Below are 19,908 nucleotides of genomic sequence, written 5' to 3'. Positions count from 1 at the left end.
GAATAAACAGGATTTTCACGCCATGCGGCGAAAATCAGGGCGGATGCCCGGTTAGCTAAGGCGGCGAAAGGTCGCGATCTCCGGTCGGGCGATATGTAAATAATCCTCGGTATCGAGAATGATCGACCGATCCAGGCGTCCGGCGTTAAAGGCGATTTGTGGAAAGCGCTCAAACAGCAGCGGGTCGGCCACCAGCCGCAGCGCCGGATGGAAGCTGAAGGGGGGAATGGCGCCGAACACGCAGGCGGTGAGGGCATCCACTTCCGCCGGACTGGCCAGCGAGGCTTTGCTTCCGCCGATATGTCGGGCCAGGCTGGCGAGATCGGCCTGCTGATCGGCGGCGAGGATCGCCAGCACATGCTGGTTGACGCCGTTTCCTTTTACTTTACAGACTAGCGCTTTTGCGCCCTGGCCAAGCGCGGTGCCGCGGATCGCCGAGACGGCTTCGCACTGACCGACCGCGTCGTGCGCCATCACCCGGTAGCGCGCCTGGTGTTCGTCGAGCAGCGCGCACAGGCGCTGGTGGATATTACCTTCTACTGCTTCAAGCATAGCGTCCTCCTGACATCATCAAGCCGCCAGCTTAGCGCTGTTGCGTCAGCCTGCCAACGGTGGGCCGGGAAATTCACCATTCGCTCATTATTGCTTCACAGTGCTGTGGTGCAATCTCGCAGGCGCAGCAGATGAGTTTTGTAAATAAAAAAAAGAATGATTTTCATTTTCAATCGAACTTTTTTTATTTCGCTCAGTCTCTATCGGACGACACAGAATATTAATAATTGCCGTAATGAGGTTAGGATGATGCACGATGCAACCATGCAGGGTTCCCCACGCAAGAAGTTTAATAAAATAAGGGAGCTCAACAGACGGCGGAATTACTTTACTAAGAAAGTACGTAATGCCCTGCGGGTGGGAGTGGCGAAAGCGCTCTGGGACCGCCGACGCTGTCAGCCGGTGGATTTATCGTCCGCGAAAACTGTCTTACTCATGCGTAATGAGGGGGCGATCGGCGATGTGGTGGTGGATTCCGCGCTGGTAAAATGCCTGCATCAGTCAGGTTATATCGTTGATTTTCTACTGACGACCTCTAACAGCCAGGTGATGCGCTATAACCCGCGGATCCGCCATATTTATGAGGCTGAGCCGGTCAATTCCGCTGATTTTTTGCGTAAATTTAACCATAACGTTCCCCGCGACGTCATTAATGAACTGGCTAATAATAAGTACGATATTATTATTGACCCTTCGCTGTTCGATATTCCCGTGCATCGCCTGCGGCTTTTTCGACAAATAAAAGCCAAATCAGTACTCGGGTTTAATAAATGGCCATCGATTAAACATTACTCTCACTCTTTTGATTTTGACTGCCAGCGCTGGCACGTAACGAAGACGTTCGCGTTGATCGCCGACTATCTCCAACTGGACACCCGCGCTCTGGACACTTACGACCTGGCGGTGCCCGGGCCGATTATGCAGGAGGTGGCGCAGTATCTGGCGTCGCTGAGCGGAAAAGCGGTAGTGATTAATATTTTTGCCGGCCATGCCGACCGGAGTCTCTCCCAGACGCAGCTGGCCGAACTGCTCGACAAGCTGCGGGCTCGCCATCCGGGGCTGGCGGTTATTCTGCTCGATCACCGGCGTGAGATCCGCATCTCGCTGCCGCCGGAGGTGGTGATTAATCCGTTTAACACGCTGCACCATGCGATGGCGCTGATTGCCCAGGCGGAGCTGATTATCTCTCCGGACACCTCGGTGGTGCATATGGCGGCGGCGTGGAACAAACCGCTGATCGCGGTCTATAAGGACGTTCTGCTCAATAACCGGCTGTGGGCCCCGGGCTATGACAACGCCAGGCAGATCATTGTTAAATGCGGGAAGGTCCATCAGCATCGCGAGCTGGTGGATCGGATAATGGCGGCGCTACCGGAGACGCTGTGAGGCGATGAGGGGGGCTGGTAGGGCTCACCTGCTGGCCGTATGCAAGAGCCAGCAGGTGAGCGAAGGTTGCATTGCCAGTCTGCAACCGCCGCTATTGTACTGTTGCCCGCAGCTCTGACACATCCGGGAAAGCTCTTAAAGAGATGGCCACCGCCAACGATGGGCGGCATCACTCTTCAGTGAGCCACATATCCGCTTCTTCAAACATCTCCTGCACCGTACGGCTGATCAGTTCTTTTTCATGCTTGCTGGCGTCGGTGTTGATCGCCGGCAGCGTCATCATCGGCTTCACCCGCACTTCCGCTTCCGGGAAAATGCGCTGCATGCGTTTGGTCAGTTCGTTAAGAATGGTCTCTCTGGCACCCGGCAGCCCGGCAAAATTGCGCTTGTCATAAATCAGTTCCACAAACATCTTCTGTCCTCTGTATGCTGATCGCGGGCGATAGTTTTACTGTATTAATGTACAGTGTCAAGCGAATGCCGCGGTGCTGCTCATCCGCAACCTCGTGCGGTAGACGGGCTGCGCGCAAAAGCAGCACCTCGTCCGCCGGCGGTCAGGCAGGCCTCACTGACGAGCGGAGGGGATTTCCGCGCTGCAAAGGCGTTATCGCTGATTGCGTAGGCCTGGTAAACGCAGTGACCTTCACCCGAAGCGATGTCATTACCTGCGTACATTCATTTCGCGACGGGTAGGTCTGAATATCGGGTGGTGTAAGCCGGGGAAAGCATTTCACGCTTCATCGCCCAGGATTTTTCGATCCCCTGACCGGCAAACCAGACCTTTCCTTTCCCGGATTGATTTAATTGGTCGATAACGTCCATTAACGCAGCACTATTTTTGCGCGGAGCGTTATCGTCAAATAAGTTTAGCTGCGCTATGCCATTACTGAAGAAATCAGCAAGCATAACACCGGCTTTCATATATCGATAACCATCAATCCAAATTCTCTGCAGGCAGTTTGTGGCACAATTTATAATGTCACGGGTATCATTCGATGGCGTTAATAACCTCATTGACGCTTGATTGCCATAATATGTTTCATTAACGGCGTGCGGACTCGTCCGGACAAATACGCTAACGAAGCGGCAAAATTGATGCTCACTGCGTAATTTTTCTGCTGCTCGCTCAGCATAGGCGCAAATGGCTTGATGCATATCTGAATACTGCGTTACCCGGTTGCCAAAAGAGCGACTACAAATAATCTGTTGTTTTGTTGGGGAAAATTCTTGTAGCTCAAAACATGGCTCACCACGCAGTTCGCGAACGGTCCTTTCCAGCACCACATTGAAGTGCTTTTTTATGACCCATAATGAGCTTTCAGCCAGATCCAGAGCGGTATTAATACCCATTAAATTAAGTTTTTTACTCATTTTTCGCCCAACGCCCCAGACCTCTTCAACAGGGACAAGGGCGAGTAGCCTGCGTTGGCGCACAATATTGGATAAGTCGACAACGCCGCCAGTGCCGCGCCATGTCTTGGCGGCATGGTTAGCGAGCTTGGCTAATGTCTTGGTTTGCGCAATACCTACGCCCACCGTTAAGCCAGTATTTTTCAATACGTTAGTTCTTATTTCATGGCCGAAGGTGGATAAGGGGACGCAATTCATTACTCCGGATAAATTAATAAAGGCTTCATCGATGGAGTAGATTTCTATTGACGGAGACATTGCCGTGAGCGTTTGCATAACACGGTCACTGAGGTCGGCATAAAGCGCATAGTTAGAACTGAAAAAATGAACACTGGAATAATAAGGGTTATTTTTTATTTTAAAGAAAGGTTCGCCATTTTTTATACCGAGGGATTTTGCTTCGGCAGAGCGAGAAATAATGCAACCATCGTTATTGGACACGACCACAACAGGCTTCCCCTTTAAATCAGGGCGAAAAACCGTTTCACAAGAAGTATAGAAGTTATTGACATCGACGAGGGCAAACATAATTATTTATGCGCTTTAATGCTAAAAATGACCACGCCAAATATTTCTAACTCTTCGGCATTATGAAACGAAATGGAAGCGTAATCGCGATTGTGGGGCACTAGCTGTAAAAAAGGATGAGTGCGAAGTTCTTTCACGGTGAATTCACCTGCGATAGCCGCAATGACGATATCACCATGTACGGCAGACAGTGAGCGGTCAACCACTAAAAGGTCTCCATCACTGATGCCGGCATCACGCATAGACTCTCCGCTGACTTTGATGAAGTAGGTAGCACTCGGATGTTTTATCAATAATTTATTGAGATCCAGCCTGTCCTCAACATAATCCTGAGCGGGGCTGGGAAATCCGCAGGGCACCCTCTCGGAGAAGAGGGGGAGCATGAGTGGGGGCGAAATCTCAGTTGGCCGAGTAAACTGCATGGTATCGATCCTCGAATACTGTTTTTATATACAGTATTATTGAATGTGCTGATGGATCAAGGCGCACGTGACGTTGTTTTTATAACTGCATGAATATAATGATGATTTATGTAAAACATGCCATGTGGTGTTGTTGCTGAACTGCCATCGCTGTGTAGCGCGACCAGTACGCCAATGTTGACGTTTGCCCGGTAAGACGACCGCTGTATTACATGGAGCATGATCGACTCTTTTTTCACCCTCTCTTCGGTATTTAATGTTATTGAGAAGGCAATAAGATATGAGAATATCTCATTAAAAGATATTTATAAAATATTGTCGCCTTTACCTTACAGAATAAATAAATATTATTTATTTTAACTAAAACGGCTTGACAAATTTGATGTTGAGGATAAATTTGAGCAATCGCTCTAATTTATTGTCATCATCTGCGGGATCCAAAAGTGATACGCTGTGATTAACCATGACACTACATAACCAGGGGATCTACTGACATGAAAATTTTTTTCCAGGGCACCAGACTTAAAAAAGCAAAAATACTAACGGTTGCCTTTTCTTTCGCCTTTTTCACCGCATCGGTGCTGGCAAAGCCCTCGCAATCAGAGAGTTATAATGTCGCTGTTTATCGCGGGGAGGCCGGGTGCCCAGGCTGTTCTGAAATGGTGGTAAAATCGCTGGTCGCGACAGGCCTGCCTCTGCACATCTCTTATGTTGGCGAAAAAGAAAAGCTGAAATTAAATGCGCAAACACTGAAAAAATTCGATCTCTATATTCAACCTGGCGGCGGTCAGGATATACCCGGCTCTTATCAAGCCCTGGGTGATGAAGGGGCAGAGGCTATCCGCAATTTTGTGAAAAGTGGCAAATCCTTTCTTGGTCTTTGTATGGGAGCCTATCTTGCCGACAAAGACTGGATAGGGCTTATTGATGCGCCTTTAGAATCAGAGGTGGGGAGACCCGGTTCGCAGGCCGTTGATGAAGGCGATTATACCCTGCAACTGACATGGAATAATAAACAAGAGCCTTTTTACTACCAGGATGGGCCTTATCTCAACAGTAGTATCTCAAGTACTGGATTCCAGCCGATCGCTTACTACAAGAATGGAGATATCGCCATTGGTAAGTACCGGTATGGTAAGGGAAACATCATCCTGTCAGGTCCGCATCCTGAAGCCGATGAGACCTGGATAGACAGCGCTGCGCCAGGGAATACGACGGCAGAAAGTAAAATGCAGCGTATTTTAAGTTATCTCAATATAAAAAAGGGTTAACTGATACGCTACCTTGCTTCACCCACTCAGAAATCTTTTTTAAGTATTTTAAAGGCAAGCTCAGATATTTCATTAAGAAAAATGCTGCGTCTGTCTTCTGAATAATCGAGGATCAGCAAGCTGGAATACCCATCAATTAATGTGTTTATTTGTCTGGCTGAGGTAGCGGCGTTTTCCGCAAGGAACTCGCCTTCCTGCATCCCTACGCTAATGATGCCTTCAAGAATAGTGATCCATTGCAGGGAGTGATCGTGCACTAATTTAGCATAATCCGCATCGCGTGCTGCCATTGGCCATAGTTCAAGGTAGAGCAGCCAGTGTGCCGAAGGTGCATCGGGTAACAGCGTTCTGATATAGAGGTTTACTCTTTCACTAGCGCTCATTTTTTCTGACGCGTTTAAAAACGCATGACATTCTTGTATGTCATTTTCAAACATATACTGAATAGTGGATTTCTTGAGCGTTTCCCAGTCTCGATAATAGTGATAGATATGACTTCTGGAAATATTCATTTTCTGCGTCAAATCACGGGTTGAGACATTGCTAAACCCTTTTTCTCTGAACAGTTGTAGCGCAGCTATTTTTATCAACTCAGAAAAATTGGCCGTTTTCAATATTTCAACCTTAATCACTATCCATTAAAGCGCGAACTATATCATAATTTCTGAAACCTTGCACGTGTTCAACATTCGGGGATAGCTGTTAGCATTGTGTTTTTTATAGCATTAACAAAATAACGAAAATCTATTTTGTGGGTCTGGTATAAATTCAGCTGCAGGGAGGTTGCTTTATTATTAGCTATGCGCAGGATGCTATTCCTGCCGCGTGCGGTAGTGGCCGCAACGGTGGAGTGGAAAACCGGGAAAGAGAACGTCGCTATTACCCGGTGAGCTATCATGATGACAACGTGCTTATCGGCAAGGTAGGCGATAAGCACGGCATTTTTCAGACCGAGCGTGGTTTGCCGCCGCGTGGGTAGCCGCTGCGCCACCACACGCTTTTAACGCAATTGCGCGCAGGCGCCCGCTATCCGCTGGCAGGCTTGGGTTAGCAGGCCATCTTCTATCGCATACGCAATACGCAAATACCCCGGCATTCCAAACGCGGAGCCGTGTAAAACGGCCACCTGGGTTTGTTCTAATAGCCAGTTCGCCAGCGCGCTGTCGTTGCGAAGGATTTCGCCGCCAGGGGTCATCCGGCCCATGAGCGCCTGGCAGTTAGCAAACACATAGAATGCCCCCTGGGGAGCGGTGGCGCTCAGGCCATCGGTGGCGGCAATCATTCCCAGCACCTGCTGGCGGCGTTTATCTAACACGTTGAGCCAGCCGTCGAAGAAATTGGCTGAGTGGTTAAGCGCTGCGACCGCCGCAGCCTGCGAAATACTGCTGGGGTTGGAGGTGCTTTGTGATTGCAGGATCTGCATGGCGGCAATCAGCCATTGCGGCCCTCCCGCATAGCCCAGACGCCAGCCGGTCATGGCGTGGCTTTTGGACACACCGTTTACCGTCAGGGTACGTGAAACCATCTGCGGGGCGGCCTGGGCAAAAGTGGTAAAAGGGATATTGTCATAGCGCAGCGGCTCGTAAATATCGTCGGCCATCACCAGCACCTGTGGGTAATCCGCCAGCACCGTAGCCAGGGCACGCAGTTCCTGCTCGCTGTAAATCGCCCCCGTCGGGTTGCCCGGCGAGTTGAGGATCAGCCAGCGCGTTGATGGGGTGAGGGCGGCGGCCAGTTGTTCCGGCGTCAGCTTCCAGCCGTTTTGTTCATCACAGGGCACAATCACCGGTTCGCCATCGGCCAGAGAGACCATATCCGGATACGAGACCCAGTAGGGGGCGGGAATGATGACCTGCTGCCCGGCGTCGAGGGTGGCCAGAAAAGCATTGAAAATAAGCTGCTTGGCGCCACTGCCTGCGATGATCTCTTGCGGACGGTAATGCAACTGATTGTCGCGAGCGAACTTGGCGGCAATGGCCTCCTTTAACGCGGCGGTGCCGGAAACGGCGGTATACTTAGTCTGATGATGCACGATCGCTTCAATGCCCGCATAGCTGATATGGGCCGGGGTAGCAAAATCCAGTTCTCCTTCGCCCAGGTTGATAACCGGCTTGCCTGCGGCTTCCAGTGCCCGTACCTGGTCAGAAATGACCGCTGTCGGTGAAGGGCGTACAGATTGCATACGACGGGCGATTTGACTGTTATTCATAAATCCTCTTTTGTATCTAATGATTCAATTAATACAATTAGGTCCCCAACCTCAGCAGGAAACTCGCCGTGTCACCGATCTTTATTCTCGATAACACCTCTGCGCCCGCTCGCTACGGTATTACCGCCAGCCTGTGGGCTAATCGTCTTGGACTGCCTCTCTGGAGCCTTCGCCCCGACTTCGCCGGCGATGTTCCCGACAGCCATCAGCACGTCATTCGTGCCGGGTACTGCGTGACCAGCGGCCTCTGGCGCAGCGATACGCTGCGTGAAGAGGTGCGCGATATCGCCAGCCTGCCTGAGTCAGATGCTGTCATTGTGCTGGCGTCCTCGCAGGCAGCGCTTATCGCCGACCTGCCGGGCCAACGGCTGTTCAGCGATGACCGCAACCAGCGCCTGACGCTCAGCGACGGGCAACATACGGTGTTAGACCTCACCGCCGATCGCTATGGTCGCTGGGATGCCGGGGAGCCATCCTCTGCCGGGACGCCCTTGCGCATCGCACTGATTGGCCGTGAGTCAGACCACCGTCTGGTCTACCCCGCCACGCTTGGCTCACTGGGTGATGCCGCGGCGTCGCTGGGGCTGAACCTGGAGGTCCATTTCTTCGCGCCGGTCAGTCTGTCCCCTGGGTTACACGACCTCCACGACGTCCAGGGCGTCGTGTTGCCAGGCGGTTCCTCGATGGCCGCCGTCAAGGGACAAATCCGCGTGGCGGAAGATACGCTTGCCCGCGGACAGCCCACGCTGGGGTTATGCCTGGGAATGCAGAGCATGATGACCGCAGTCGTGCGCCGACGTCCGGGTTGCGAATCAGCCATTCCCGCCGAAGTGGCTCCGGATGAGGCTCTGCACAGCTTTGTTCCCTTTGTCGATGGTCGTCATCGCTGCGGCGTATTCCCTTTTTCCTTCGGGTTGATCCCCGGTGATATCCGCGAAATGCACTACAACCATCGCTACTGCTTTAACACCGACTTATTGCCAGCGCTGGATCGCAGCGGGGTCAGCGTCAGTGCGCAAACGGACGATATCGTGGAGGCCATCTCCCAGCCGGAACTGCCGTTCTGGCATGGTGTGCAGGGGCACCCGGAACTGATGTCCCGCCCGGATGCGCCCCATCCGCTGTTCGTCGCCTTTTTACGGGCGGCGCTTAACGCGCAAGCGTAACGCCGCTACGGCTGTCGCTGGCAAGCGCCGACATGACGTGAGTCAGCTCCGCCAGCGCCGCGTCGTCGATCGGTTTTAACGGTGCGCGTACGGTGCCGCCGTTAAAACCGCGCAGCGCCATCGCCGCTTTCACCAGCTGCGGCTGACCATGTTTGCGCGCCAGCGCGCGATACGCGTACCACAGCTGATGCAGATCGCGGGCCGTGGCGGCATCGCCCCGTTCCACGGCCCGGAAGGTATTGATAATTAGCTCCGGCAGCGCGCCGCTGTTGGTGGTGCTGATGCCGTCAAACCCGGCCATCATTGGCCCGAGGAAGGCCAGATCGGATGCACAGAACAGGCGCAGACGCCCACGCAGGCGGTTAGCAATCTGGTCGATGGCGGTGGGGGTGAGATCGCCCTGTTTGATGCCGACCACGTTGGGGATCTCTGCCAGTTGTTCGAGCAGCGCCGGGGAGAGGGTGATGCCGATGCCCGGCGCGTTGTACACCAGGATGCCGGTCTTGGATAAGGGAGCCATCTCTTTGAAGTAGCTGACGATCTGTTGGTCAGTGATTTCGCTGACAAAGGGCGCGGTCACCATCGGCAGGCCGCCCAGCTCGCTTGCCAGCAGCGTCAGCTCACGGGCATCGCGCGGGTCGGCGCTGGCGCTGCACAGCATGACCGCCACGCGGTCATCCACACAGGCCATGACTTGATGAAACAGCTCACGGCGTTCTTCGACGGTCATCACCGGGAATTCACCGTAGGTGCCGCCAATCAGCAGACCGTCATAACCCAGACCAATCACGCGTTCAATATTTTCACGTAACGCCGGAAAGTCGATCGCCCCGCTGGCGGTGAACGGGGTAACGGTGATGTTGAAAATACCGCGCAGGCGTTCACGGCATTCATTGATATCTTTCATTTTTCTTTCCTTACAGCAGTGTGAGAGGGCGAGCCAGGGAACCCAGCTGACGATATCCGGTTTCGGTCACCACCACGGTTTCACTGACGCCGACGGTAAATTGACCGTAGATCCGCAGAGCCGGTGGAATGTGGAAGGTCATTCCTGGCTGCAGCTCAGTGGTGACGCCACGATACAGACTGAGAATGCCGCCTTCGCCCCAGTCCGGCGCAAAGGCGATACCGATGGAGTAACCGGTGCGTTTTTTGAAGTTTTCGGTGAACCCGGCGCGATCAATCACCTTCTGGCAGGCCAGGTGCGGCGCTTCGCAGGTGGCGCCTGGACGAATGGCATCAAGGGAGGCCTGCAGGGCTTCCTGACACACTTTTTCCATTTCGATGGCGATAGCGGGCGGCCGCCCCAGCCAGGCGGAGCGCATCATCGCGGCGTGGTAGCGGTCGTGAGCCGCTGACATTTCGAGAAATACCGGGTCGTTATCCTGCATCACCCGACGACGCCATGTCCCATGCGGCACGCCGCTGCGTGGGCCGGTCGAGACCAGCGGTTCCATGCCGACATATTCGGAACCGGCGGCAATGGCGGCCCCCATCATCGCCGCGACCAGCGCGTTTTCGTCTGCGCCGCGGTGAATCGCCGCCATGCCCGCGCGCATGCCCGCGTCTACATAGCGCGCTGCGATGGCGATTTTTTCCACCTCCGCCGCCGATTTCACGGCGCGCAGCGGCTCGATGACGCCCGCGGTATCGGCAATGGTGCCGAGCCTGGCCTGCAGGGCTTCATAGACGGCAACCGGCAGGAACCAGCCGCGCTTGTCCAGTCCAATCCGTTTGTGGAGCCAGTCGCGCTGTTGCAGCATGCCCACCAGGAAATCCACCGGGTTATCGCCATCCTGGTAGATGGCGGCGTCAGAAATAAAGGTGTTGGCGATAAAGTTAAAGTATTCGAGCTGGCGAATCACAAACACCGGATCCCCTTCTACCGGCAGCAACAGCGCCTGGAAGGTGTAATAGCCCGGTGTTTGCTGCCCGGTGAGCCAGAAAATGTTTTCCGGGCCGGTAACGATCATGACGTCCACGCCCGCGCGGCTTAAGCGTTCGCGGGTGCGTCGAATGCGTTGCGCATATTCATCAGCGCTAAAGGCGGACTCACTGCCCTGAATCACATTGTTAACATCTTGCATGAGTAAACTCCTGGAGTAAGTGGGCCTGCGCGGCATTAAACTGCACGCCCAGACCGGGTGAGTCATTGACGGTGACCAGGCCATTGCGGTATTCCAGCCCGCTGACGGGATCATCCGTTAAGCCATCGGCGCCATACAGCTCGGCAAATGCCGGTTGCACGACACGACACAGCTGGAGCGCGGCGGCGGTGGCAGCATGGCCTTCATTCATCTGGCCAATCATGAATGGCACGTCGGCGAGTCGCAGCCGGTTGGCGGCGGCCAGCGTCGGCGCAAGGCCACCCAGTTTCACCAGTTTGAGATGCCCCCACAGCGCACCTTTGGCGGCGATCAGCCGGGTGATGGCGGCATCACTGTTGAGGCTTTCGTCGAGCATGATCGGGATGCCGTAGGCGTACAGCTCCGCAAGCTGGCTGTCGTTTGCCGGGCTTAACGGCTGTTCGATGTAGCTGAGCTTCAGCTCGCGCAGAGACGGGAATGCCGCGTGAGCCTGCGCCAGAGACCACTGGCCGTTCACGTCAATCGCCAGCGAAATCTGCTGACCGAACCGCTGGCGCAGCCGTTGCAGACGGGCCAGGTCGATAGCGAAATCCGCCACGCCTGTGCGCAACTTCAGCTGGGTGAAACCGCGATCGACATAGCGTTGCGCCTGCTCCAGCATCTGTCTCTCGCTGCCCCAGAACAGGGTCTGGTTGGTGTGCCACGCAGGCAGGCCATCCCGCGCCCCCAGCCAGGCGGCAACGCTTACCCCTTGCTGACGCGCCAGCAGGTCGTGCAAGGCCATATCCAGCACCATGCGCGATGGCGGCAGGAGCGTGCAGTCTTCACCATCTAACGCGGCGAGTCGCGCGGCGGGCGCCTGGCGCCAGTCCCAGCGATGAAGTATCTGAAGCAGGTTGTTCAGCACCTGCTCTTCGCGGTAGCCATGCAGGTAGCGAATGTTGAGCCGCACTTCGCCAATCCCGATCACTCCCTGGTCTTCCAGACGCAGCCAGAGCGTATCGAGCGCCGTTACCGGACCAGAGGCAGCGGTATGCAGCGTCACACCGGCGTAATGCAGATCTCCCCGAAAGAGCTGTGCTTTCATAAACCGGGCTCCGGCGGCAGCATGGCGAGCGCAATATCGAGATAGAGGTAGGCCGCGGCGATAAATTCATCGACAGGGACAAATTCATCGGGTTTGTGAGCCACGGCCAGCGAACCGGGGCCAATCACGACGCCTTTTGCGCCCAGCGAACGGAAATGCACCAGGTCACATCCCCCCTGAAAACCAAACGGGCCGGGTTCGCTCTGCCCATGACGGCGACAGGCAGCAAGGCTTTGCTCGACAATGGCTTCGCGGCTGTCGGTTTGCGTCGCGCCGCCGGTAGTGGGCTGCCAGGCGATAATTTCGGCTTCCACACCTGCATGTGCGTATGCGTGGTCGAGCAGTTGCTGCAGTTCGGCTTTGACGACCTCTTCGTCTTCGCCCGGAACCATGCGACGGTCAAGCAGCAGCTCACAGCTGTCTGGCACCACGTTGTCCGCATGGCCGCCGTGGATGCGGGTTACCGTCAGGCTGGCGTTGCCGACCAGATCGTGGCAGCGGCAACGCACCTGCTGGTGGTGGGCTTCTTCAATCAACCCTAACAGGCGCGCTGACTGGTAAATCGCGTTAACCCCCAGCTCCGGCGTACCGGAATGCGCGGTGACGCCTTTAACCCGCACGCGAGGACGTAAGCTGCCTTTGTGGGCGGAGAAGGTGGCATTCGAGGTCGGCTCGCCAATCACCGCGAAATCAATCGCCGGTGGATTATCGCGGACGTAGAATTTCGCCCCTTCGCTGGCGACCTCTTCATCGGCGGTGAACACCCCCATCAATGTGCCGGACCACTGCTGACGGTTGGCAGCCAGCAGACGCAGGGCTTCAACCATCGCCACCAGCGGGCCTTTGGCATCGCAGGCGCCGCGTCCATACAGGCGTCCGTCACGCTCGGTGAGCGTGAAGGGATCGCTGGCCCAGCCGCTGCCCGCCGGAACGGTGTCAAGGTGGGTGTTAAAGGCGAAACACGGCCCCGGTCCATTGTTCAGGACGGCGATAACGTTGGTCCGCCCCGGTGCGTATTCGCTAAAGGAGAGATCGAACCCGGCGGTCAGCAGCCAGCCTTCCAGACATTCGGCGGCTTCGCGCTCATGGCCCGGTGGATTCTCCGTGTTGATGGCAACCAGCGTCGCTAAGTCCTTTTTCATACGAGCGCTGTCAACCTGATAACTGGACATAGGAACTCCGTGATTAATGTAATATTTGCGTCAGGAAGCGCTGCGCGCGGTCGCTGACATGGCCGGCGAAGAAATCGCTGGTGTTGGCGCGATCGATAATTTCGCCGTCTTCCATAAACAGAATCTTGTTAGCGGCCCGACGGGCGAAGCCCATTTCGTGAGTCACCACCATGCTGGTCATGCCTTCTGCGCTAAGCTCCGCCATGACTTCCAGCACTTCACGGATCATCTCCGGGTCGAGGGCGGAAGTGGGCTCGTCGTAGAGCATCAGCTCGGGCTTCATCGCCAGCGCCCGGGCAATCGCCACGCGCTGCTGCTGTCCGCCGGAGAGCTCGTCCGGAAAATGGTCTGCACGTTCGTTGATGCGCACTTTTGCCAGCAGGTTGTCCGCCAGTTTGCGGGCATCAATACGGTTCATTCCCAACACCGTCATCGGGGCCAGCATGATGTTTTCCGCTGCGGTCAGGTGCGAGAACAGCTCGTAGTTCTGGAACACCATGCCAATGCGCTGACGCAGTTTGTGCGCCGGCACATCGCCCCGGCTGATGTGCTGGCTGGCGAAGAACACATCGCCGCTGTCGGCGGGCGAGAGCATGTTGACGCAGCGTAGCAGGGTGGATTTTCCCGAGCCGGACGGGCCAATCAGCACCACGGTTTCTCCGCGTTGCACGGTCAGAGAGCAGTTTTTGAGTACGGTCTGGCGACCAAAAGTCTTATCAATGCCGATCATCTCCAGCAGCGGTTTCTCACTCATGGTTCCTCCCGGACGGTTTTCGGTAATTTAAACAGGCGAGTCAGCCGCTTCTGGCTTTTGCTGCGGCGCTGCCTGGGATCCAGCACGCGTTCCAGCCACGACTGGAAGATCATGAACAGGCTGGTGAGCAGCAGGTAATAGATGCCCGCAGCGCAAAGCGCTTCGAAGTAACGGAAGCTGGCGCTGGCGGCCTGGTTAGCGACCAGCAGCAGTTCCTGAACGGCGATAACCGAGACCAGCGCGCTCGATTTCAGCATGCTGATCATCTGGTTACCCATCGGCGGCAGAACGATGCGTGCGGCCTGAGGCAGAACGATTTTTCGCATGATCTGGCCGTGAGTCATCCCCAGCGCCATGCCGGCGGTGCGCTGGCCGCTTTTCACCGCCTGCAGGCCAGAGCGCAGAATTTCCGCCATGTAGGCGCCTTCATTGAGCGAAAGGGCCAGCACTGCACAGGTAAACGCGGAGAAGCGTAAGCCGAAGCCTGGCAGCACGTTGTAGACAAAGATTATCTGGAACAGCACCGGCGTCCCGCGAAACAGCCACAGGTAGAAAAAGGCCAGCCCTTTCCCGGCGCGAAACGGCGCTTCCTGCAACAGCGCCAACACCAGGCCCAGCACCACGCCACACAACAGTGAGCAGAGGGTAATCAGTAGCGTCATCCACGCACCCCGAATAAATTCGGGGGAGAGGAAGTACTGCCACATTAAATCGATCGACATAGCGTTCTCCGGTTAATGGCAAACGGGTTAGAAAAGGGCAACGGAGTCTGGGAAGTTCCACTTCTTAATCAGTTGCGTGTAGGTGCCATTTTTGACGAGGCTCTGCAGACCTTGCTCCAGCAGGGCCTGGGTTGCGGTATCGCCTTTACGCACGGCAAAGGCGATGTGAGTATTCGCTTCGAACTCGGCGCCAACCGCTTCGAACATGCCGGCTTTTTCGGTAAACAGGGCGACGGTGCCCGGCGTGGAGAGGAACTCGGCATCGGCACGTCCCTGGGCGACGGCCACGGCGGAATCGGTGGCGGCGGGGAACGTCATGACGTTGATGGCCGGTTTTTGGGCCTCCACGCAGCGCTGATTGTCTGCCCGCGCCTGGCTCTCTTCGATCCCGCCGAGCGTCACGGCGATGTTTTTGCCGCAGAGGCTCAGGTCACGTCCGGTGATGTTGGCCGGGTTACCTTTGCGGACCACCACGCGGCTGCCGATTTTCAGATAGGGTACGAAGTCAACCTGCTCGGCACGGGTCGGATTGACGTACATGGCGGAGTTGATGATATCCAGACGTTTACCCTGCAGCGCCGGAATAAGCCCTTTGAATTCCATCGGCATTGGCGCTGGCGTCAGTTGGATCTCTTTGCTTAGCGCGTTGATCAGGTCGATATCGAAGCCGGTAAGCTTGCCTGCTTTCACGTATTCAAAAGGCATGAACGTCGCTGCCGTTCCATAGGTCAGTTGACCCTTGGCGATGGTTTCCACCGCCGCATGGCTGACCAGCGGCAGGGCGGTCAGCGCGAACATCAAAGTACGCACATGGCGAAACAGAAAAGAATTGCTGGACATAGTCGTCTCCTGGCTAAGGTTTAAATTGAATTTAGTGAGTCAATAAATACAATTATGCGTGTGAAAAAAACGTCTCATTCTGGTGCGTATTGCACGTTAAGCGTGCACTCCTTGCTTTACTTTGCTGCGTTTTGTTGCTCGTGATATTGTATATATCGACCACAACAATGCACTTCAGGGAATCGTGAATTCATGCAGCCTGACTCCACTGCGAGCAGTCGCCGGATAGCCCGGCAAATACTCGACCTGATATCTGAAGCAAGATTCGATCCAGGTCATCATTTACGTGAGCAACATCTTGCCGATGCGTTGGGTGTTTCGCGTACGCCGGTACGTGCCGGGCTCAAGGAACTGACCCGAATGGGGGCGGTTGAAGCGCGGCCAAACCAGGGTTTTTTCCTCCTTAAACGCAGTAATGAGCTGGATCAGCTGGAGATTGAGCAGTCCAAGAGCAATGACCAGAAGTTGTACGAGCAACTGGTCCATGACCGCATTGCAGGTATCCTGCCGGAATCCTTTACCCAGACCGAAATCAGCCAGCGCTATGATGTTGATCGCGGCGTGCTGACCCGTACACTGGTGAAGCTATCGGAGGATGGCCTGATTGCCCGCAATGCAGGGCATGGCTGGCGCTTTCTGCAAACCCTGAACTCCGATATCGCTCTGCGCAATAGCTACGGTTTTCGCCTGATGATTGAACCGATGGCGTTGCTGACGCCCAACCTGCATGTTGACCGGCAGATGCTTAAACGTCTGCGCGCCCGGCATCTGAGACTCATCACCCACCCGGACATTACGCAGGTCCCGGCCAAAGAGATTTTCGAAACCGATGCGGCGTTTCATGAGTTGCTGGCAGAGGCCAGCGGCAACCTGTTTGTATTACAGGCTATTCAGCAGCAAAACCGGCTGCGCCGCCTGCTGGAATTTGGTAGCTATCACAATAAGCGTCGCGTAAAAGAGTGGTGCGAAGAGCACGTTGCCATCATTGATGCCCTGCGAGAGAACAAACAGGAACAGGCGGCAGAGTTGATGAGAAAACACCTGCAATACGCGTTTGACCAGGTCAATGTAAAAAGCCCACGCGTATAACTGGCATCACTATTGCACATAATGCTCCTGAAAATACAATCAGGAGCATTTATGAATTTGCAGATACAACAGCGTGTGGCACTGGTTTGCGGTGCGGGAAGTGGTCTTGGACAGGCTATCGCCTGCTCGCTGGCGCAGGAAGGCGTGAAGGTCGCCGTGACAGGCCGCAACAGAGAGAAGCTGGCGCAAACGGTGGAACGCATCACTCAGCTGGGCGGTACCGCCCGCGCCTGGCCGCTGGATTTTGCCGTCCCGGAACAGTTTGATACGGTCATCGCCGATATCCGCGAGCACTGGGGCGACATCGATATTCTGGTCAATAATTCCGGTGGCCCACCGCCCACGCTGGCACAGGGGACGGACGGCGCCGTCTGGCAACAGCAATTTTCAGTGATGGTCGCCTCGTTAATCCAGCTCACCGATAAACTACTGCCCGCCATGCGCAGCCGTGGCTGGGGACGCATTATTACCTCCACCTCGTCCGGTGTGATTGCCCCTATTCCCGGTCTCGCCCTGTCGAATGCGCTGCGCATGAGCTTACTCGGCTGGTCGAAAACCCTTGCCGCTGAAGTGGCGGCCGACGGCGTCACGGTGAATGTGATGGTGCCTGGGCGCATTGCTACCGACCGGGTGGGTCAGCTGGATGCTATCAAGGCGAAACGGGAACATTCCACTGCGGAAGCGGTCGCGGAGAAGAGTCGTCTGAGCATTCCGGCGGGACGTTATGGCCACCCCCATGAGTACGGCGCTACCGCTGCCTTTTTGGCAAGCCAGCCTGCCAGTTACATTACCGGGGCGGTGATCCGGGTCGATGGCGGATTGATTGGTTCGGTTTAGTGGGGAGTCGCGTGCAATGCCAGTCGCTGGTGTCGTTGACTGGCATTCACGCCTCTCTCGCGCTCATTCAGAATGAGGTGTTAACTATTGCGTACCGGGTGCGGGACAGGACGCCAGACCGGTTATCTTGTTTCTTCCCGCGTTGATGATCCCTGATGGTTCACCATGAAAAGTGCTGAAAGGGTGAGCAGTATGGCGCCGCTGATCAGTATCCACCCGGCGTGCTGAAAGGCGGCTAAGCTACCCTGCGTATGCGCCAGTCTGACGTAGCACGCCGTCACCAGGGCCGCGCCAGCCATCGCGCCAACACGCTGCAGGATGTTGAGAATCGGTGCTGCATCAGAAACATGACGGGTACCCGCCATCGCCAGGCCTGCCGCCATCGCCGGCACTGTCGCAAGGGCTAAACCGAACCCTCTGATAGCGAGTGCGCTACCGACCAGGAGGTAGCTACTGCCTCCATCAATCATGGCCAGCGGCCATGTCGCTAACACCGAGATCAAGCCGCCAACGATCAGCACCACGCGAGGACCCAGCCGGTCTGAGAAATAACCGGCGACCGGGAATCCTATGGCAGAACCGATTAACTGCGGGGTAAGGAGCAAACCCACATCAGCCAGTGCTTCATGGCAAACGTCGCGGAAATACAACGGGAGCAGGAACTGTCCACCAAAATTCACCGCACCTCCGATAGCCATCAGCAACGCCGATAATGTGAAGCCACGATGTTTGAAAAGGCTGAGATGAAGTAAAGGCGAGTCAATGCGAAAAGAGCGAAAGATAAACAAGCCGATAAACAGTGCGCCCACGCTGAGTAAGATAATGTTCCCGCTATTTTCACCACTATTCAGGCTGACGCCTTTAATACCCTCCATGAGCAGGGGAAGGCTACAAAGAATCAGTATTAACCCCATCCAGTCCAGGGAGAGCGGCTTATCATTTTTTATTGTCGGGCGAGGGAGTAATTTCCATCCCGCAAGCCAGGCACAGAGAGATAAGGGGACATTAATAAAAAACAAGACTCGCCATCCGCAGACCTGAAGCAGCACGGCCCCCAGAGACGTTCCCAGTAAGGGAGCAATGACGATAGCCACGCCTATCGTACCAATGATCCGCCCGAGGCGCTCACGACCGACCACCAGACCCAGGATCGTCTGCCCGGCCGGCACGAGTAACCCGCCTGCCAGACCTTGCATTATTCTGGCGGTGAGCAGCACCTCGATATTCGGGGATAACGCGCAAACTGCCGAGAAAACACCAAATAAAATAAGTGCATAGAGCCAAAGTTGGGTGGCGCCAAACCGTTTTACCGCCCATGCGCTAACCGGAACGCCTGCGGCCAGCGCCATGAGGTACGCGGTGGCTATCCACTGGATGGAGGCGTCCGTCACCCCAAGGCCCTTTGCCATGGCCGGAAGCGCAGCACTGAGCATGGTGGATGAGAGCATGGTAGCGAATGCCCCAAGGCTGATGATGGCGGCTTGCATCCACAAAACCGGCGGGATGGCATTGATGGGATCAGCATGGTTTGTTTTCTTAGCCTGCGTATCTCGATTGATATTCATGGGATGACCTTTAGGTGCGATGCGTTAAAAATCTATCATTGATCAATTTTTCTATCAGTGATAGATTTATTTTCATCAATGGCGCCGGTAGGCTCCTGGTCAGGAGAAGATCTCTTTTCATCTACCACGGGCTCGGTTGGATGCATTAACAACAGGATGAACACCATGGCTAAAATTCAGCGGGATCAGGTCATTAATGCTGCATTAGCACTCTTAGATGAAGTTGGGCTGGAAGCGATAACGACGCGAAAGCTGGCGCAAAAGCTGGGGGTAGAATCCGCAACGCTGTACTGGCATTTCAGGAACAAGGCCAGCTTACTGGAAGAGATGGCCGCAACTGTTTTGGCCAGGCACCATTCGCTTCCGCTGGCTGAAGACACGGCCGAGTGGGCAGACTGGCTGGCAAATAACGCGCGCAGTTTCCGCCGCGCGCTTCTCGCTCATCGGGATGGCGCACTGCTCCATGCGGGGACAACACCGGCGCGGGTAGGAGGGGAAACGTTCTACCCAAAGGTGGCTTACCTTATGCGGGCCGGCTTTTCTGAGGCCGAAGCCGCAATGATATTACTCACTATTAGCGAATATACCCTGGGATGCGTATTGGAGGAGCAGTCTCGTACAGACAGACATGATGATGAAAGATTGTCTACACCCTCAACAGAAATCAGTCGTATCGATGCGCTTACCCACCAGCATCCCGATACGTGTTTTGAGTTCGGTCTGTCTTTGATCATGAAGGGGTTATTAAAATAACTCGTTCCAGATTTCAGCTATTGCGACAGCGTTTTAATGATTTTTTATCCGGAGTGTT

20 protein-coding genes and 1 pseudogene are annotated in these 19,908 nt (G+C 55.2%); 6 read left to right on the top strand and 15 right to left on the bottom strand.

All coding sequences use genetic code 11. The features are described 5' to 3' along the window. Positions 1–51 precede the first annotated feature (51 nt). Positions 52–552 carry a YbaK/prolyl-tRNA synthetase associated domain-containing protein gene (locus tag SP68_RS15670; RefSeq protein WP_008807680.1) on the bottom strand — a complete coding sequence of 167 codons (501 nt, stop codon included), beginning with the start codon at positions 550–552 and terminating at the stop codon, positions 52–54. Between the two features lie 95 nt (positions 553–647). Then, positions 648–807: pseudogene (locus tag SP68_RS28930) on the bottom strand (hypothetical protein). Between SP68_RS28930 and SP68_RS15665 the strand changes: the two are divergent. Then, positions 802–1,938 (top strand): glycosyltransferase family 9 protein, encoded by a 1,137-nt coding sequence (locus tag SP68_RS15665; protein WP_162499985.1) that lies wholly within the window; start codon positions 802–804, stop codon positions 1,936–1,938. The pseudogene SP68_RS28930 and the gene SP68_RS15665 sit on opposite strands and share 6 nt — an antisense overlap. A 169-nt stretch (positions 1,939–2,107) precedes the next feature. Here the strand turns inward: SP68_RS15665 and SP68_RS15660 are convergent, their stop codons facing one another. From SP68_RS15660 to umuD, 3 genes are all read right to left on the bottom strand, one after another. Continuing rightward, positions 2,108–2,350 carry a DinI family protein gene (locus tag SP68_RS15660; protein ID WP_004203750.1) on the bottom strand — a complete coding sequence of 81 codons (243 nt, stop codon included), beginning with the start codon at positions 2,348–2,350 and terminating at the stop codon, positions 2,108–2,110. Positions 2,351–2,613: 263 nt separating this feature from the next. Further along, on the bottom strand, positions 2,614–3,876 hold the full coding sequence (umuC, locus tag SP68_RS15655; protein WP_040975785.1) for a translesion error-prone DNA polymerase V subunit UmuC: 1,263 nt from the start codon (positions 3,874–3,876) through the stop codon (positions 2,614–2,616). Between the two features lie 2 nt (positions 3,877–3,878). Further along, entirely contained in the window at positions 3,879–4,298 is a 420-nt protein-coding gene (umuD, locus tag SP68_RS15650; protein ID WP_008807676.1) for a translesion error-prone DNA polymerase V autoproteolytic subunit, read from the bottom strand. Positions 4,299–4,792: 494 nt separating this feature from the next. Here umuD and SP68_RS15645 point away from each other — a divergent pair, with 494 nt between their 5' ends. Next, complete coding sequence (locus tag SP68_RS15645; RefSeq protein ID WP_022065834.1) at positions 4,793–5,569, top strand: BPL-N domain-containing protein; 777 nt, start codon at positions 4,793–4,795, stop codon at positions 5,567–5,569. A 26-nt stretch (positions 5,570–5,595) separates the two neighbouring features. Here SP68_RS15645 and SP68_RS15640 read toward each other — a convergent pair whose 3' ends face one another. Together SP68_RS15640 and SP68_RS15630 are read right to left on the bottom strand one after the other, a co-directional pair. Beyond that, complete coding sequence (locus tag SP68_RS15640; RefSeq protein WP_022065835.1) at positions 5,596–6,183, bottom strand: TetR/AcrR family transcriptional regulator; 588 nt, start codon at positions 6,181–6,183, stop codon at positions 5,596–5,598. Positions 6,184–6,569: 386 nt separating this feature from the next. Next, the gene (locus tag SP68_RS15630) at positions 6,570–7,778 is read right to left on the bottom strand and encodes a pyridoxal phosphate-dependent aminotransferase (protein ID WP_040975786.1); all 1,209 of its coding nucleotides are present in this window, start codon (positions 7,776–7,778) and stop codon (positions 6,570–6,572) included. Positions 7,779–7,846: 68 nt separating this feature from the next. Between SP68_RS15630 and SP68_RS15625 the strand changes: the two genes are divergently transcribed. Further along, complete coding sequence (locus SP68_RS15625; protein WP_040975787.1) at positions 7,847–8,944, top strand: glutamine amidotransferase-related protein; 1,098 nt, start codon at positions 7,847–7,849, stop codon at positions 8,942–8,944. On the opposite strand, the gene SP68_RS15620 is transcribed toward SP68_RS15625, so the two are convergent. The 7 genes from SP68_RS15620 to SP68_RS15590 are packed head-to-tail and all read right to left on the bottom strand — an operon-like array spanning position 8,928 to position 15,606. After that, positions 8,928–9,851: a dihydrodipicolinate synthase family protein gene (locus SP68_RS15620; protein WP_040975788.1), complete on the bottom strand. Its 924-nt coding sequence runs from the start codon at positions 9,849–9,851 to the stop codon at positions 8,928–8,930. The two genes, SP68_RS15625 and SP68_RS15620, sit on opposite strands and share 17 nt — an antisense overlap. 10 nt (positions 9,852–9,861) lie before the next feature. Continuing rightward, positions 9,862–11,031 (bottom strand): M24 family metallopeptidase, encoded by a 1,170-nt coding sequence (locus SP68_RS15615; protein WP_040975789.1) that lies wholly within the window; start codon positions 11,029–11,031, stop codon positions 9,862–9,864. Then, on the bottom strand, positions 11,018–12,118 hold the full coding sequence (locus tag SP68_RS15610; protein WP_040975790.1) for a mandelate racemase/muconate lactonizing enzyme family protein: 1,101 nt from the start codon (positions 12,116–12,118) through the stop codon (positions 11,018–11,020). The genes SP68_RS15615 and SP68_RS15610 overlap by 14 nt, the downstream gene beginning before the upstream one ends. Continuing rightward, complete coding sequence (locus SP68_RS15605; RefSeq protein WP_008807667.1) at positions 12,115–13,290, bottom strand: M20 family metallopeptidase; 1,176 nt, start codon at positions 13,288–13,290, stop codon at positions 12,115–12,117. The genes SP68_RS15610 and SP68_RS15605 overlap by 4 nt, the downstream gene beginning before the upstream one ends. 13 nt (positions 13,291–13,303) lie before the next feature. Then, a complete protein-coding gene (locus SP68_RS15600) occupies positions 13,304–14,044 on the bottom strand; it encodes an amino acid ABC transporter ATP-binding protein (protein ID WP_012968502.1) in 741 nt (246 codons plus the stop codon). Further along, entirely contained in the window at positions 14,041–14,766 is a 726-nt protein-coding gene (locus tag SP68_RS15595) for an amino acid ABC transporter permease (RefSeq protein ID WP_008807665.1), read from the bottom strand. The genes SP68_RS15600 and SP68_RS15595 overlap by 4 nt, the downstream gene beginning before the upstream one ends. Positions 14,767–14,793: 27 nt before the next feature. Next, positions 14,794–15,606, bottom strand: a complete 813-nt coding sequence (locus SP68_RS15590) for an ABC transporter substrate-binding protein (protein ID WP_040975791.1) — start codon at positions 15,604–15,606, stop codon at positions 14,794–14,796. A gap of 192 nt (positions 15,607–15,798) precedes the next feature. Here SP68_RS15590 and SP68_RS15585 point away from each other — a divergent pair, with 192 nt between their 5' ends. Both SP68_RS15585 and SP68_RS15580 read left to right on the top strand, forming a co-directional pair. Continuing rightward, positions 15,799–16,695: a GntR family transcriptional regulator gene (locus tag SP68_RS15585; protein WP_012542124.1), complete on the top strand. Its 897-nt coding sequence runs from the start codon at positions 15,799–15,801 to the stop codon at positions 16,693–16,695. Positions 16,696–16,746: 51 nt separating this feature from the next. Beyond that, complete coding sequence (locus tag SP68_RS15580) at positions 16,747–17,532, top strand: SDR family oxidoreductase (protein WP_012542123.1); 786 nt, start codon at positions 16,747–16,749, stop codon at positions 17,530–17,532. A 122-nt stretch (positions 17,533–17,654) separates the two neighbouring features. Here SP68_RS15580 and SP68_RS15575 read toward each other — a convergent pair whose 3' ends face one another. Further along, positions 17,655–19,097 carry a DHA2 family efflux MFS transporter permease subunit gene (locus SP68_RS15575; RefSeq protein ID WP_040975792.1) on the bottom strand — a complete coding sequence of 481 codons (1,443 nt, stop codon included), beginning with the start codon at positions 19,095–19,097 and terminating at the stop codon, positions 17,655–17,657. Between the two features lie 165 nt (positions 19,098–19,262). Between SP68_RS15575 and SP68_RS15570 the strand changes: the two genes are divergently transcribed. Further along, entirely contained in the window at positions 19,263–19,850 is a 588-nt protein-coding gene (locus SP68_RS15570) for a TetR/AcrR family transcriptional regulator C-terminal domain-containing protein (protein WP_012542120.1), read from the top strand. The last annotated feature ends 58 nt before the right edge of the window (positions 19,851–19,908 follow it).

Origin of the sequence: Klebsiella variicola, assembly GCF_000828055.2 — a bacterium.
GTDB lineage: Bacteria > Pseudomonadota > Gammaproteobacteria > Enterobacterales > Enterobacteriaceae > Klebsiella > Klebsiella variicola.
This window is presented reverse-complemented; position numbering and strand designations above follow the sequence as displayed.